We start from the raw sequence: 12,987 nt of genomic DNA, 5'->3' as shown, positions 1-12,987 counted from the left end.
GGCACGTCACAGCGGAAGCCCCGCGCCGCGCTCCCGCGTGGTCCGGGTCCCCGCGGTCAGACTCCCCACCCGGCTCCCCGTCCGGTTCCCCGCCTGGCTCCCCGCCCGGCGCCCCGGCCCGTGAGCGGGCGGGCTAGGTTGGACGGCATGACCACCGAGGCCCAGGCGCAGGGCGCGCCGCTCGTCGCCGTCGCGTCCGCCGACGCCGTACTGCGGCACCCCGAGGCGGGCGAACACCTGCTCACCGAGACCGAGCGGGCGCGCGCCGCGCGCTTCCGGCAGGAGTCCGGACGGACCGACTTCGTCGCCGGGCACGTCCTGGTCCGGCTCTGCGCGGCCCGGCTGCTCGGTGTCCCGGCGGCCGGGCTGGCCCTCGCCCAGGAGTGCCCGGACTGCGGCCTGGCCGACCACGGCAAGCCCTACCTGCCGGACCACCCCGAGGTGCAGGTGAGCCTGTCCCACACCCGCGGCGTGGTCGCGGCCGGGGCGGGCCGCCAACCGGTCGGTGTGGACGTCGAACTGGCCACCCGCGGGGGCTCGCTGGGCGCGGTCGCCCGCCGGGTGCTCGCCCCGGCCGAACTGGCCCTGGTCGAGGCCGCCCCGGAGCCGGACCGGGCGTTCCTGCGGCAGTGGGTGCGCAAGGAGTCGCTGATCAAGATCGGACGGGCCACCCTGGACACCCTCGGGCAGGTCGACATGTCCGCCCTGCCGCTGGACGTCCCGCCCGGCGCCCCGCTGCGCAGCCGGTTCGAGGACCTCCACCTGCTCGACTGGACCGACCCCGGGCACGGCGCCGCCGTCGCGGCCGTCAGCACCGCCCCGCCGCGCATCGTGGAGCTGGTCCCGGTGGGCTGAGTTCCACGATGCGCGGCGGGGCGGGGGCGGCGGGGCCGAGCAGGGCAGAGCAGGGCAGGGGCACCCGAGCGCGGGGCCGGTGAATAAGCGGTGTTAGCGTGCCTGGTCGTGGGCACGCCGACCGCGCACGCCCGCCGACCCCAGCTGCCCACCGGATCAAAGGGTGCCCTGCCATGGCCAAGTTCCTGCTGAGCCTGCACGTCCTCGCGTCGGTCCTGTTCATAGGCCCGGTCGCGGTGGCCGTCAGCATGTTCCCGCGCCGGGCGAAGGCCGCCCTGGCCGGCGGACCGGACCAGGCTTCGGAGGCCGGCGTGTTGCGCGTCCTGCACCGCATCACCCAGGTCTACGCGCTGCTCGGCGTCGCGGTGCCGGTGCTCGGCATCGGCCTGGCCCAGGTGATGGACGTGCTCAGCCAGTCCTGGCTGATCGCCTCGATGATCCTCACCGCCGTGGCCGCGCTCGCGCTGCTGCTCTTCGTCCTGCCCGGCCAGCAGGCCGCCGTGGACGCGCTCGCCCTCGCCCCGGAGGACGAGCAGCGCACCAAGGCCGTCAACGGCCTGCGGATGCTGCCGATGACCGCCGGGGTGTTCAACCTGCTGTGGGCCGTGGTCGTGGTGCTGATGATCGTCCGCCCGGGCTCGTCCACCGGCGTCTGACCTCCGCACCCGATCCGCACCGCCCCACCGCCCCCTCCCGCGGGCCGGTCCCGTTCGAGTACCGTCCTCCGTCATGACGATCATGGCGGGCATGGGCAGCCCGACGGGGACCGGTGTCGGCCCGCTGCTGCGCGGCTGGCGGGAACGACGGCACCTCAGCCAACAGCACCTGGCGCTGCGGGCGGACTGCTCGGTCCGGCACCTCAGCTTCGTCGAGAACGGCCGCTCCCATCCGAGCCGGGACCTGGTGCTGCGGCTGGCCGAACAGCTGGACGTCCCCGTGCGCGAACGCAACACCCTGCTGCTCGCGGCCGGGTACGCCCCGCAGTACCCCGAGACGCCGTTGGACGACCCGTCGATGGACGCGCTGCGCGCCGGCATCGAGCGGCTGCTCGCCGCCCACGACCCGTACCCGGCGCTGGTGGTCGACGGGGACTTCCGGGTGCTGGCGGCCAACCGCGCGCTCGCCCTCCTGCTCGACGGGGTCGCCCCGCACCTGCTGCGGCCTCCGTTCAACGCGGTCCGGATCGCCCTCCACCCGGACGGGCTGGCGCCGCGGATCGTCAACCACCGGCAGTGGCGCGGGCACCTGCTGGAACGGCTGGAACAGCAGCTGGAGCTGGTCGGCACCGAGTCGCTGCGGCGGCTGCGCGAGGAGGTCGGCGGCTACCCCGAGCCGACCGGGGACCCGGCGGGCCGGGCCGACCGGGCCGGTCCGGTCGAGGACGTCGTGGAGGTCGGCCGTCCCGTCGCGCTGCCGCTGCGGCTCCGGCACGACGGCCGGGTGCTGTCCTTCCTGTCGACGGTCACGACCTTCGGCACGCCGCTGGACGTGACCGTCTCCGAACTGGCCCTGGAGACCTTCCTGCCGGCCGACGCGGAGACCGCCGACTTCCTGCGGTCCGCGGTGGGCCCGGACCGCTGACGGCCGCCCCGCCCCGGGCCGTACGGCCGCGTGCTCAGGGGCGGCGCGGCCGGTGCAGCAGCACGCCCGCCCGCTTCACCGCGCGGGCGGTGATCGTGGTCTCGGCGCGGGTGACCCCGAGCGGGCCGAGGGTGTCGGTGAGGAAGCGGTAGAGGCCGCGGTGGTCCGGGCAGAACAGCGTGGCCAGCAGGTTGGTCGGGCCGCTGGTGGCGAAGACGCCGTGCACCTGCGGGTGGCGGGCCAGTTCGGCGCCGACCTCGGCGAGCCGGCCGGGCGGCACGTCCAGCCAGAGGTTGGCGTCCACGGCCATGCCGAGCAGCCGGGGGTCCACGGTGGCGTGGGTGCGCAGCAACCCGAGCCGGTCCAGCCGGTGCAGGCGCCTCCGTACGGTCGACTCGGGTGCGTCGACCGCCCCGGCCAGCACGGCGTGGGACTGCCGGGCGTCCTCACCCAGGCGCTCCAGCAGGGCGCGGTCGAGGTCGTCCAGCGGCGGGGGCGTGGCGGGGCGCGGCACCGGGGGCCGGGCGAGTGCGGCGGCCTCCTGGTCGGTCAGCCAGCCGGCCCGCCACTGGCCGGCGTCCGCGAAGGCGTGCAGCACCGCGTGGGTGGTGGTCTCGGTGACGGCGCCGGTCGCGGGCAGCTGACCGTGGAGCAGGCGGTCGCGGGCACCGGCGTCGCTCATCATCACGGCGCCCACCTCGTGGCCGCCGAGCATCACGTCGACGAAGGGGATGTCGGAGCGGTCGGCCAGCGCCCGGGCGATCGCGTCCACCCGGCCGCGCAGCACCCGGACCCTCAGCAGCAGCGCGCCCACGGCGGCGTCCTCGACGTCGGGCATCCGCACCACCCGCAGCACCCCGGCCCGGCGCATCCGGCCGAGCCGGCGGCTGACCGTCCGGGTGGAGACCCCCAGGACCTCGGCGATCCGGCCCGGCTCGGCCCGTCCGTCCATCTGGAGCGCGCAGACCAGACGGCGGTCGAGGGAGTCCAGCACGGCGTCCGGATCGGTCGTGGCGAGGTCCATCGATGTCCGATCTCCGTCGTTCGACGGCGCTTGAGCGTCCTGTCCGGCAGCTCAGACGGTACTCCTTGTCCTGTTCGGCCGGAACGGACCGGCCCGCGGAGGCGATCGAGTCGAGGAGTACGACATGACGGGACACGACGTGGAGCTGTGGATGCTGGCGGAGGCCGTGGAGGAGGCGGTGCGCGAGGTCGGGGCCGGGCTGGCGGCCGGTCGGCCGGCCGAGCCGACCCCGGACCGGACGATCGAGGAGGCGATGGCGCGGTTCGCGGAGCTGGACGGCCCGGCCTCCGCCGAGCTGCGCGCGCGGTTGGGCGCGCTGCGCCCGCGGGCCGGGTGGGTGCCGGAGGAGCTGGACGGCTCGGTGCCCGCCGAGGGCGAGTGGTGGGTGTGCGACGCGACCGACGGCGCGGTGCAGTACCTGCTCGGACAGCCGCACTGGGCGGTGACGGCCACGCTGGTGCGCGACGGCGCCGCGGTGCTGGCCGTGGTGCACGCCCCGGAGCTGTTCGGTGCGGGCCGGACCTACCGGGCGGTGCTGGGCGGCGGGGCACAGCTGGACGGTCGGCCGATCGCGCCGCTGGAGCGCGAGTTGGCGGCCACCGTGGCCGCCACCAGCCAGCCGCCGCTGGCGGACGCCGACCCGGTGGCGGTGCGGCGGGCCGGCGAGTCGCTGTCCGCGATGGTCGGCGCGGTGCTGGCGGTGCGCAACCTCGGCCCGACCGCCCTCCAGGTGGCCCAGGTCGGCTCCGGGCACCTGGCGCTGTTCTGGGAGTACGGACGGGACGCGGGCAACCTGCTGCCGGGCGCGCTGATCGCGAGCGAGGCGGGCGCGGCGGTGACGGACGCCGCCGGGGCGGCCTGGACGGCCGACTCGGACAGCTTCCTGGTCGCCGCGCCCGGCCTGCACGCGGACGCGGTCGATGTGCTGCGCGTCGTCGGGTGAGGCCGGACGAGGCGGCGGGCGTGGCTGCCCGTCGTCGGGTGGGACCGGACGGCGCGGCGGCGGCCTCGGGGGAGGCCGGATGACCTCGTCAGCCGAGCTCGAACAGGGCGGCCGCGTTGTCGTGGCAGACCGCCCGCAGCCACTCCTCCCCCAGACCCAGCCCGGCCAGCGCCTCCAGCTGGTGGACGTACCGGTACGGGATGTTGGGGAAGTCGCTGCCCAGCAGGATGCGCTCGCGCAGCCCGCGCAGGCGCGGCAGTTCCTCGCGCGGGAACGGGACGTCGGCCTCGGCGAAGTCGGTGAACGCGATGGTGGTGTCCAGCCGGACGGTCGGGTGGCGCTCGGCCAGGTCGAGGAAGTCGCGGTACTCGGGCATGCCGAGGTGGGCGACCACCAGGACCAGGCCGGGATGCCGGTCCAGCACCGCGCCGATCGGCCCCGGTCCGGTGAACTTGCCCGGCACCGGCCCGGATCCGCAGTGGGTGACCACCGGGGTGCCGGTGTCGGCGAGCAGTCCCCAGACCTCGTCCAGCCGGGTGTCCGTCGGGTCGTAGCCGCCGACCTGGAGGTGTGCCTTGAACACCCGGGCGCCGTCCTCGACCGCCCGCGCCACGTAGCCCGCCGCCCCCGGCTCGGGGAAGAAGGTCGCGGTGTGCAGGCAGTCCGGGGTGCGGGCGGCGAAGTCGGCGGACCAGGCGTTCAGCCAGCTCGCCATGCCCGGCTTGTGCGGGTAGAGCATGGACGTGAACGCCCGGACGCCGAAGTCCCGCAGCCGCTGGACGCGTTGCTCCTCGGCCTCGCGGTAGGTGATCGGCCAGGGGCGGTTCACCAGGGGGCCGGCCGCGTCGAAGTACGCCCAGACCTTGTCGAGGACGTTCTTCGGCATGAAGTGGGTGTGCACGTCGATCAGGCCGGGCAGGCCCAGGCACTGCCAGAACTCCCTTACGGCCGTGGCCTCTTCGGTACTCATGCGCACCGCCTGGTGATTCGCTGGCTCCGCGCGCTCACGCGCCTGCCGCGCTCGCTCACGCGGGCACCGGGCGAGCGCGGTCGATGATCTCCCCGGTGTCGACGCCGGCCGGCAGGGTGCCGAAGGCGGCGCCGTGGTCGCCGCCGAGCCGGCTGGCGCAGAAGGCGTCGGCCACCGCCGGGCTGCCGTACCGGACCAGCAGCGAGCCCTGGAAGGCCAGCGCCATCGACTCGACCAGCCGCCGGGTCCGGTACTCCAGGTCACTCAGGTCGCTGAGCTGCTTGCGCAGTCCGGCGACGGCCGCGTCCAGTCGGCGGTCCGCGCCGGCTGCCGCGTCGAGTTCACCGAGGAAGGCCTCGACCGTCTCCGGACGCCTGGCCATGGCGCGCAGGGCGTCGAGGGCGGCGACGTTGCCGGAGCCCTCCCAGATCGACACCAGCGGCGCCTCCCGGTAGAGCCGGGGCATCCCGGACTCCTCGACGTAGCCGTTGCCGCCCAGGCACTCCAGTGCCTCGGCGGAGTGCGCCGGACCGCGCTTGCACACCCAGTACTTGGCCACCGCCAGGCCCAACCGCCGCACCAGCGTCTCGGTCTGGTCCCCGGCGAGGGCGAGGTCGGTGGCCTGGGCGAGCCGCATCGCGACGGTGGTGGCCGCCTCGGACTCCACCACCAGGTCGGCCAGCACGTTGCGCATCAGCGGCTGGTCGACCAGCGCCTTGCCGAACGCCCGCCGGTGCAGGGCGTGGTGGACGGCCCGGGTGGCGCCGTAGCGCATGCCGGACGCGGCGCCGATCGTGCAGTCCAGGCGGGTCATGTTGACCATCTCGATGATGGTCGGCACACCCCGGCCCTCCTCGCCGACCAGCCAGCCGACCGCGCCGTCGTACTCCAACTCGGCGGAGGCGTTGGACTTGTTGCCGAGCTTGTCCTTGAGCCGCATCAGGCGCAGCCGGTTGCGGCTGCCGTCCGGGAGGACGCGCGGGAGTACGAAGCAGCTCAGCCCGCCGGGGGCCTGGGCGAGGGTCAGGAAGAGGTCGGACATCGGCGCCGAGGTGAACCACTTGTGCCCGGTGAGCCGGTAGCTGCCGTCGGCGTGCGGGGCGGCGGCGGTGGTGTTGGTGCGGACGTCCGAGCCGCCCTGCTTCTCGGTCATCGACATGCCGGCGATCAGCCCGCGTTTGGTGCGCGGCTCGCGCAGCCCGAAGTCGTACTCGGTGGCGGCCAGCAGCGGCTCCAGCTCGGCGGCCAGGGAGGCGTTCTGGCGCAGGGCGGGGACGGCGGCGTAGGTCATCGAGACCGGGCAGGTGTGACCGGCCTCGACCTGGCCCCAGACGAAGAACTTGGCGGCACGGGCGGAGTGGGCGCCGGGCCGCTCGTCCCGCCAGGGCGCGGCGTGAAGGCCGTACGAGACGGCGGTGCGCATCAGCTCGTGCCAGTACGGGTGGAACTCGACCTCGTCGATCCGGTGGCCGAAGCGGTCGTGGGTGCGCAGCACCGGCGGGTTCTCGTTGGCCAGCCGGCCCCACTCGGCGGCCTGCTCGGAGCCCGCCAGGCGGCCGAGTTCGCGCAGTTCGGGCTCGGCCCAGCCGGCGCCGGCCCGGTGCAGGGCGGCGAGCAGGGCAGGGTCGGCGGCGGTGTCGTGGCCGTACGGCAGGGGCACCTGGTTGGTGACCTCATGCGTCGCTGTCATCGCGTCCTCCCAGGGCACGCAGGGTGAAGGAGACCAGGGCGGGGACCACCTGCGCGGTGGCCCGCCCGGGGTCGGAGGGTTCGGCCGCGAGCGGGCCGGCCAGCGCCTCGCCGACCGCACCGACCAGGGCGGCGGCGGTCAGCACCGGGTCCTGCTCGGGGAGTTCGCCGGCCGCCACGGCGGCGGCGATCTCGGTGGCGATCACGTCCCGGAACGCCCGCCGGAAGACCAGGCGCTCGCCGTCCACCACCGCGTCGGCGGGCTCGACCAGCAGCGCGTAGGCCAGCCGGGGGGCGCGCAGGGCACGGGCGGCGAAGGTCTCGACCACGGCTGCGACCCGCTGCTGCGGAGCGTCCCGGCGGGCGACGGCGGCGTTCACGGCGGCGATCTCGCGGGTGACCACCCGGCGGAACAGCTCCACCGACAACTCGGCCTTGTTGGCGAAGTGCTGGTAGAGGCTGCCGGTGGCGATCCCGGCGCGGTCCGCCACGGCGGCCATGGTGCAGCCGCCGTAGCCGCGCTCGGCGAGCAGGCCGACCGCCGACTGCAGCACCGCCTCGCGCTGGGCGTCCATGCGGGCTTGGACGGCTGGGGTGCGTCGGTAGGCCATGTAAGCATTGAAGCACTGATTCACTTCTTCGGGGAGGGGGTGGCGCGTGCTGACGGGCACTGGCCTCCGGGGACGACCGGAGGCGGGGGTGTGCGTTCGGGCGGGCGGATTACGGAAGCACAACGCCCGCCCGGACGACGGGAGGCCGCCCCGAGCGGGGCGGCCTCCTGGTGCTGCGGGACTGCTACCGGGGGTTACAGCGGGCGGCGCTCCTGCTCCAGCCGCTGGCCCTCGACGTCGAGCGGGCCGAAGGGCGCCCCCACCTGCGGGGACTTCGCCAGCGAGCGGACACCGTCCTGGTCGCCCAGACCCGCCCACTCCAGTACCTTGGCGGTCGCCTCCGCCGACTGCGCGGCCGGCAGCTTGCCGATGTTGGAGCCGTGGTTGCCGCCGGGCACGACGTAGACGTAGCTGTCGTCACTACCCCGGCCGAGGTGGAAGGGCTTGGCACCCCAGGGGTCGTTGCCGCCGTAGACGAACATGATCCGCTCGCCCTCGCGCTTCACCCAGCGGTCGATGTCGGGCATCGCGTACGGGTTGAAGACGGTCGGGATCTCCTTCGGCACGTAGGAGCGGGCCGAGTAGAGCTCCTTGTAGTCGTAGTGCAGCTGGTCCTTCAGGTACGAGACGTCGAAGAACGGCGCACCCAGCTCGGTCGCGGCCTGGTAGTAGTACGCGGTGTACTTCGCCAGCGACTGGTCGCTGTTGCCGGTGATGCCCGACTGCGCGTCGTACCAGGCGTACAGCTCGTCATCGGTCGCGGTGGCGGCCACCGGGACCTTGGCGCAGTCCGACTCCAGGCTGTACTGCCAGAACGCCCAGACCACGTCGAGCACGCCGGCCTCGTAGGCGCGGTCCGGGGTGCCGAGGGTGTTGAAGGTGGAGCCCGCCGCCTTGTTGTCGGCGATGTAGCGGGGCTCCAGGCGGTCACGGCGCACCAGCAGCTCGCGCTGGGCGGCGCTCAGCTTGGCGCGGCACTCGGGGGTGCCGACGGTGCGGAAGAAGTCGGTGTAGGCCGAGTAGTCATTGACATCGGTGTTGTTCGGCGCGACGTAGGCGATCGTGCCCGCCACGTCGTCCGGGTAGAACCGGCGGTAGAAGGTGGAGGACATGCCGCCCTTGCTGGCGCCGGTGGAGAGCCACTCCTGCTGGTAGATCCGCTTGAGCGCGGTCACCAGCTTGTGCGAGTCGGCGGCCTGCTGGCGGATGCCCGCCTTGGACCAGTCGGCCGGCTCGGGGCGGGAGGGGGTGAAGAAGCGGTACTCGATGGAGACCTGGTTGCCGTCCACCAGCCGGGTCGGCTCGGTGCGGGACGGGGTGGTGCCCAGCGTGTAGCCGTTGGTGTAGAAGACGGTCGGGCGGTCGTAACCGCGGTGCAGCACGCTGAAGCGCTGCTGGAAGGTGCCCAGCCAGGGGCGGAAGTGGTCGATCGGCTGGGTGTACGTGGCCAGGAAGTAGCGGTGACCGGTGGTGGTGGGCTGCTCCGCGGTGATGGTCACCCCGGGGATCGCCGCCAGTCGGTCCTTGATGTCGGCGTTCGGATCGTCGGCGGGACTGCGGCCGTGCGCGGCCGCGGCCGACTCACTGCCCTGACCGGCGGCGGCCGCGGCCGGGGTGGCCAGGCCGGTGATCGCGAACATCGGTATCAGCAGGACGGAAACCAACAGCCGCTTCAGCTTGGTGGTCATCAACTCTCCATCTCGTCAACGGACATGACAGCTGCCTGCCTCGTCGGCATCACACTGCGGTGCGGGTGGTGCGGCGGCCGCCCGGGGACGGCCGAATGGGCCACCCGCCTGGTGGCGGGTGGCCCATCGGGGGGAAGGTGCTGGTCAGCGGGGTCGCCTCGGTTCGTCGGCTGCTCGGGTGGCCGCCCGCTGAAGGGGTGCGGTGCGGGCGGTCGGGGCGGACCGGTCGGGACGTCTCGGTCAGGCTTGCGTCTCGATCAGGCCTGCGGGTCGATCAGGCCTGCGGGTCGATCAGACCTGCGGTCGATGAGGCTTACGGGTGACGAGGCTTACGGGCGGGGCAGGGTGCAGCCCGCGAGGGTGAGGTCGAGGCGGTTGCCGGGAGCGAAGCAGGCCGGGATGCCGTAGGTCTCCTGGGCGTAGCCGATGCCCTGGTGGACCGTGACCGCGCCGTTCTCGTCGACCTCGCACGGATTGTCGAGGGTGCAGGACTCGCCGTTCTCGTTGATCGTGTTGTTCACCGCGACGAGCTGACCGGTCGAGGTGTCGACCACGGGCGAGCCGGAGGTGCCACCGATGACGTTGCAGCCGGAGGTGTAGCGGACCGAGTCCTTGAAGGTCCAGTCGGCCTCGTTCAACTGGTAGGCGAAACCGTCGATCGAGCAGGAGTAGATCTTCTTCCAGTAGCCGGAGACGACCCGGATGTCCGCGCCCTGGGTGGGGTGGGTGTCGGCGATGGTCAGCGGCGAGATCCCGTACTTCGACTTGATCGAGGCGTAGTTGGTGTTCAGCTGGTAGATCGACACGTCGGTGTCGGTCATGGCGCCGTAGACCACCTTGGTCGCGCGCAGGGTCGCGAGGCGGCTGCCGGTGGCACTCAGCAGGGTGAAGCTCCGACTGGAGGGCTGGTCGAGCACAACTTCGCCGGGGCCGGGCATGCCGGATTCCAGACAGTGGCCGTTGGAGAGCACCAGGGCCGGGTCGGTCGCGGCCGAGTTCGGCATCCGCACCAGCGAGCCGGAGCAGTTGCTGAGCGCGACCGTCCCGGCGAAGTTGACGGGGACCGCCTTGGCCGCCGGAGCAGAGGCCGGGGCAGAGGCCTGGGCCGGGGCGGCGCCGACGAGGGCAGTGGTGCCGGCGGCCAGGAGCGTGGCGAGCATGCCTGTGAGCGGCTTCTTCATGAGAGACCTCTCGGTGTGGGGGTCCCCCAAAGCTGTCGCGGACATGACTTACTGTCAAGAGTCAAAACCAGACCAAGAAACATCCCCGACCGCGCGGACCGACCCCCTCCCCCCGTCGAGCCCGACAGAAGCCCGTCAGGAGTCCCGAGCGCTCAACTCCCCTGCCAGTGGCGCCGGCCGAGGCTGATCAGGCGCAGCTGCAGCCGGGCGGTGGCGGCGATCCGCTGCTCGCGGGCGGGGTCCGCCTCCTGGGCCTCCAGGAGGGCGGAGGCCGTCGACACCATGTGGTCCACGTACAGCTCGGCGAGCATCCGCAGATCCTGCTCGCTCCAGCCCTGCGAGACCGGCTGGAGCGCCAGGGCGGACCCGACCTCGACGGCGAAGCGCCCGAGCTCGGCGTCGATCGCCTCTCGGACCCGCCGGACCCCGCCGTGCCGTTCGCGCGCCAGGAAGCGCACGTGCGGCCGGTGCTCACGGACGTGCTGCCGGATCACGTCCACCGCGCGGTCGATCAGCTCCTCGGCGCCGCCGGCCTCGGCGAGCACCGAGCGGATCATGACGTGCAGGCTGGCCAGCGACTCCTCGACCAGCGCGACGCCGAGTGCGGCCAGGTCGGGGAAGTGCCGGTAGAAGGCCGCCGGGGACAGTCCGGCCTCCCTGGTGACCTCGCGGACGCCCAGGCTCGCCAGGTTCTGATCGGCCAGCAGGTGCAGCCCCGCATCCAGCAAGGCCCGTCGACTCTGCTGCTTCTGGGCCTGTCTGGCCCCAACGGTGTGACTCACGCCATTCAGTAAACAGTCGTTTGCCGAACTTGGCCAGTCGGCGTACAGTGGGACTCGAAGTCAGTGAACACTTGTCAACCGAAATCCGCGCAGCACCAGCCGCAGCTGAAAGGAGCCAGCCGTGATCCTGTTCTCCGCACTGGTCGCCATGGGAGTCCTGATCGGCACCGCCGCCCACCTCCCCCTCCCGGTGTTCCTCGCCGCCTCCGCCGCCATCACCGCCTGGCTGCTCGCCTTCGGCGCCCGCGAGGGCATCGCCCGCCTGCGGCACCGCTGACCGGGCCGCTGACCCGCCGTCCACTCCTACTGAGAGGACCACCACCGCCATGAGCACCGTCACCAACCCCGCTGTCAGCAACGGGCAGGGCACCGACCGCCGGGGCACCGACCGTCAGCACACCGCCGAGGCCGACAACCTGGCCATCGCCTCCTTCCTCCTCGGCCTCCCGGGACTGCTGCTCTTCAACATCGTCCTGGGGCCGATCGCCATCACCCTCGCCACGTTGGCGCTGGTCCGCGGCACCAGCCGCCGTGGCCGTGCCTTCCTCGGACTGGCCCTCGGCATCGCCTCGCTGGTCATCCTCGCCGTCACCACCGCCACCTCCCACGGTGTGCTCATCGACGTCGGCTCCTGAGCCGACCTCAACTCCCCACCGCGCGCGTCGAACAGCTGATCGCGCCAACCGGGCCCACGACCCCCGCCCGCCACGTAGGGTGGCCACATCGGCCGGGTGAACCCAGGGGGCAGGAGTGAGTACCGAGATCCGCAGCGACACGCAGTCGACGCCCATAGAGGCGGGCGGGGGCGGGCGACTGCTCGCGGTGAGCGATCTGCACATCTCCTACCAGGAGAACCGCGATCTGGTGGAGAAGATCCAGCCCACCCATCCCGACGACTGGCTGCTCGTCGCCGGGGACGTCGCCGAGCTCACCACCAGCATCGAGTGGGCGCTCGGCCTGCTCGCCGAACGCTTCGCCCGCGTGGTGTGGGCGCCCGGCAACCACGAGCTGTGGACCCATCCCGATGACCCGGTCCAGCTCCGCGGCGTGGCCCGCTACGACCACCTGGTGGAGCTGTGCCGCGCCCTCGGCGTCGTCACCCCCGAGGACCCGTACCCGCTCTGGCAGGGCGCCGGTGGACCGGTCCGGATCGCCCCGCTCTTCCTCCTGTACGACTACTCCTTCCGCGCCCCGGGGACGACCACCAAGGAGGAGTCCCTGGCGGCCGCCTACGAGAGCGGCATCGTCTGCGCGGACGAGCGGATGCTCCACCCGGACCCGTTCCCGGACCTCGACTCCTGGTGCCGCGAGCGCGTCCGGCTGACCGAGCAACGGCTCGCGGCCTGCGACCCGGACGTTCCGCTGGTCCTGGTCAACCACTACCCGCTCGTCCGCCACCCCACCGAGGTCCTCTGGTACCCCGAGTTCGCCCAGTGGTGCGGCACCGAGCTGACCGCCGACTGGCACCGCCGCTTCAACACCGCCGCGATGATCTACGGCCACCTGCACATCCCGCGCAAGACCAGCTACGACGGCGTCCCCTTCGAGGAGGTCTCGCTCGGCTACCCGCGCGAGTGGCGCAAGCGCGGCCTGCCGGACCCGCTCCTGCGGGAGGTGTTCCCGCAGGCCGCGAGCTCCTGAGCCGAGGGGCGCCTGCGGGCCC

General features: G+C 73.2%; 14 protein-coding genes. 7 read left to right on the top strand and 7 right to left on the bottom strand.

Features of this window, described 5'->3' with window-relative positions:
• Positions 1 to 147 precede the first annotated feature (147 nt).
• The 3 genes from ACH4J0_RS04355 (at position 148) to ACH4J0_RS04345 (ending at position 2,436) form a co-directional block, all read left to right on the top strand.
• Positions 148 to 855, top strand: coding sequence for a 4'-phosphopantetheinyl transferase family protein (locus ACH4J0_RS04355; protein ID WP_396236163.1), 708 nt, complete (start codon positions 148 to 150; stop codon positions 853 to 855).
• 173 nt (positions 856 to 1,028) lie between these two features.
• Positions 1,029 to 1,511 (top strand): DUF2269 family protein, encoded by a 483-nt coding sequence (locus ACH4J0_RS04350; RefSeq protein ID WP_396236162.1) that lies wholly within the window; start codon positions 1,029 to 1,031, stop codon positions 1,509 to 1,511.
• Positions 1,512 to 1,584: 73 nt separating this feature from the next.
• On the top strand, positions 1,585 to 2,436 hold the full coding sequence (locus ACH4J0_RS04345) for a helix-turn-helix domain-containing protein (RefSeq protein WP_396236161.1): 852 nt from the start codon (positions 1,585 to 1,587) through the stop codon (positions 2,434 to 2,436).
• Between the two features lie 34 nt (positions 2,437 to 2,470).
• On the opposite strand, the gene ACH4J0_RS04340 is transcribed toward ACH4J0_RS04345, so the two are convergent.
• Positions 2,471 to 3,460, bottom strand: a complete 990-nt coding sequence (locus ACH4J0_RS04340; RefSeq protein WP_396236160.1) for an Lrp/AsnC family transcriptional regulator — start codon at positions 3,458 to 3,460, stop codon at positions 2,471 to 2,473.
• Positions 3,461 to 3,584: 124 nt separating this feature from the next.
• Between ACH4J0_RS04340 and ACH4J0_RS04335 the strand changes: the two genes are divergently transcribed.
• Entirely contained in the window at positions 3,585 to 4,403 is an 819-nt protein-coding gene (locus ACH4J0_RS04335) for an inositol monophosphatase family protein (protein WP_396236159.1), read from the top strand.
• 88 nt (positions 4,404 to 4,491) lie between these two features.
• Here ACH4J0_RS04335 and ACH4J0_RS04330 read toward each other — a convergent pair whose 3' ends face one another.
• From ACH4J0_RS04330 to ACH4J0_RS04305, 6 genes are all read right to left on the bottom strand, one after another.
• Positions 4,492 to 5,373, bottom strand: a complete 882-nt coding sequence (locus ACH4J0_RS04330; RefSeq protein WP_396236158.1) for an amidohydrolase family protein — start codon at positions 5,371 to 5,373, stop codon at positions 4,492 to 4,494.
• A gap of 55 nt (positions 5,374 to 5,428) precedes the next feature.
• Entirely contained in the window at positions 5,429 to 7,063 is a 1,635-nt protein-coding gene (locus ACH4J0_RS04325; protein ID WP_396236157.1) for an acyl-CoA dehydrogenase family protein, read from the bottom strand.
• A complete protein-coding gene (locus ACH4J0_RS04320; protein WP_396236156.1) occupies positions 7,047 to 7,673 on the bottom strand; it encodes a TetR/AcrR family transcriptional regulator in 627 nt (208 codons plus the stop codon). The genes ACH4J0_RS04325 and ACH4J0_RS04320 overlap by 17 nt, the downstream gene beginning before the upstream one ends.
• 194 nt (positions 7,674 to 7,867) lie before the next feature.
• On the bottom strand, positions 7,868 to 9,361 hold the full coding sequence (locus ACH4J0_RS04315; RefSeq protein WP_396236155.1) for a S28 family serine protease: 1,494 nt from the start codon (positions 9,359 to 9,361) through the stop codon (positions 7,868 to 7,870).
• Between the two features lie 329 nt (positions 9,362 to 9,690).
• Complete coding sequence (locus ACH4J0_RS04310; RefSeq protein ID WP_396236154.1) at positions 9,691 to 10,542, bottom strand: serine protease; 852 nt, start codon at positions 10,540 to 10,542, stop codon at positions 9,691 to 9,693.
• Between the two features lie 152 nt (positions 10,543 to 10,694).
• Positions 10,695 to 11,324 carry a TetR family transcriptional regulator gene (locus ACH4J0_RS04305; protein ID WP_396236153.1) on the bottom strand — a complete coding sequence of 210 codons (630 nt, stop codon included), beginning with the start codon at positions 11,322 to 11,324 and terminating at the stop codon, positions 10,695 to 10,697.
• A gap of 121 nt (positions 11,325 to 11,445) precedes the next feature.
• Between ACH4J0_RS04305 and ACH4J0_RS04300 the strand changes: the two genes are divergently transcribed.
• The 3 genes from ACH4J0_RS04300 (at position 11,446) to ACH4J0_RS04290 (ending at position 12,965) form a co-directional block, all read left to right on the top strand.
• The gene (locus ACH4J0_RS04300; protein ID WP_270151505.1) at positions 11,446 to 11,601 is read left to right on the top strand and encodes a hypothetical protein; all 156 of its coding nucleotides are present in this window, start codon (positions 11,446 to 11,448) and stop codon (positions 11,599 to 11,601) included.
• Positions 11,602 to 11,650: 49 nt separating this feature from the next.
• Positions 11,651 to 11,959, top strand: a complete 309-nt coding sequence (locus tag ACH4J0_RS04295) for a DUF4190 domain-containing protein (RefSeq protein ID WP_396236152.1) — start codon at positions 11,651 to 11,653, stop codon at positions 11,957 to 11,959.
• Between the two features lie 115 nt (positions 11,960 to 12,074).
• Positions 12,075 to 12,965 (top strand): metallophosphoesterase family protein, encoded by an 891-nt coding sequence (locus ACH4J0_RS04290; RefSeq protein ID WP_396236151.1) that lies wholly within the window; start codon positions 12,075 to 12,077, stop codon positions 12,963 to 12,965.
• Positions 12,966 to 12,987: the final 22 nt, after the last annotated feature.

The sequence above is a fragment of the Kitasatospora sp. NPDC017646 genome (assembly GCF_044329365.1).
In the GTDB taxonomy this organism is placed as follows: Bacteria; Actinomycetota; Actinomycetes; order Streptomycetales; family Streptomycetaceae; genus Kitasatospora.
Note: the sequence above shows the minus strand (reverse complement) of the source record. Positions and strands in the feature narration are given on the sequence as shown.

Bases quoted from the DNA above. Each gene is read 5' to 3' on its own strand.
- ACH4J0_RS04330 (WP_396236158.1), bottom strand. From the start codon at position 5,373: ATGAGTACCGAAGAGGCCACGGCCGTAAGGGAGTTCTGGCAGTGCCTG.
- ACH4J0_RS04295 (WP_396236152.1), top strand. From the start codon at position 11,651: ATGAGCACCGTCACCAACCCCGCTGTCAGCAACGGGCAGGGCACCGAC.
- ACH4J0_RS04325 (WP_396236157.1), bottom strand. From the start codon at position 7,063: ATGACAGCGACGCATGAGGTCACCAACCAGGTGCCCCTGCCGTACGGC.
- ACH4J0_RS04315 (WP_396236155.1), bottom strand. From the start codon at position 9,361: ATGACCACCAAGCTGAAGCGGCTGTTGGTTTCCGTCCTGCTGATACCG.
- ACH4J0_RS04345 (WP_396236161.1), top strand. From the start codon at position 1,585: ATGACGATCATGGCGGGCATGGGCAGCCCGACGGGGACCGGTGTCGGC.
- ACH4J0_RS04320 (WP_396236156.1), bottom strand. From the start codon at position 7,673: ATGGCCTACCGACGCACCCCAGCCGTCCAAGCCCGCATGGACGCCCAG.
- ACH4J0_RS04335 (WP_396236159.1), top strand. From the start codon at position 3,585: ATGACGGGACACGACGTGGAGCTGTGGATGCTGGCGGAGGCCGTGGAG.
- ACH4J0_RS04355 (WP_396236163.1), top strand. From the start codon at position 148: ATGACCACCGAGGCCCAGGCGCAGGGCGCGCCGCTCGTCGCCGTCGCG.
- ACH4J0_RS04310 (WP_396236154.1), bottom strand. From the start codon at position 10,542: ATGAAGAAGCCGCTCACAGGCATGCTCGCCACGCTCCTGGCCGCCGGC.
- ACH4J0_RS04350 (WP_396236162.1), top strand. From the start codon at position 1,029: ATGGCCAAGTTCCTGCTGAGCCTGCACGTCCTCGCGTCGGTCCTGTTC.
- ACH4J0_RS04340 (WP_396236160.1), bottom strand. From the start codon at position 3,460: ATGGACCTCGCCACGACCGATCCGGACGCCGTGCTGGACTCCCTCGAC.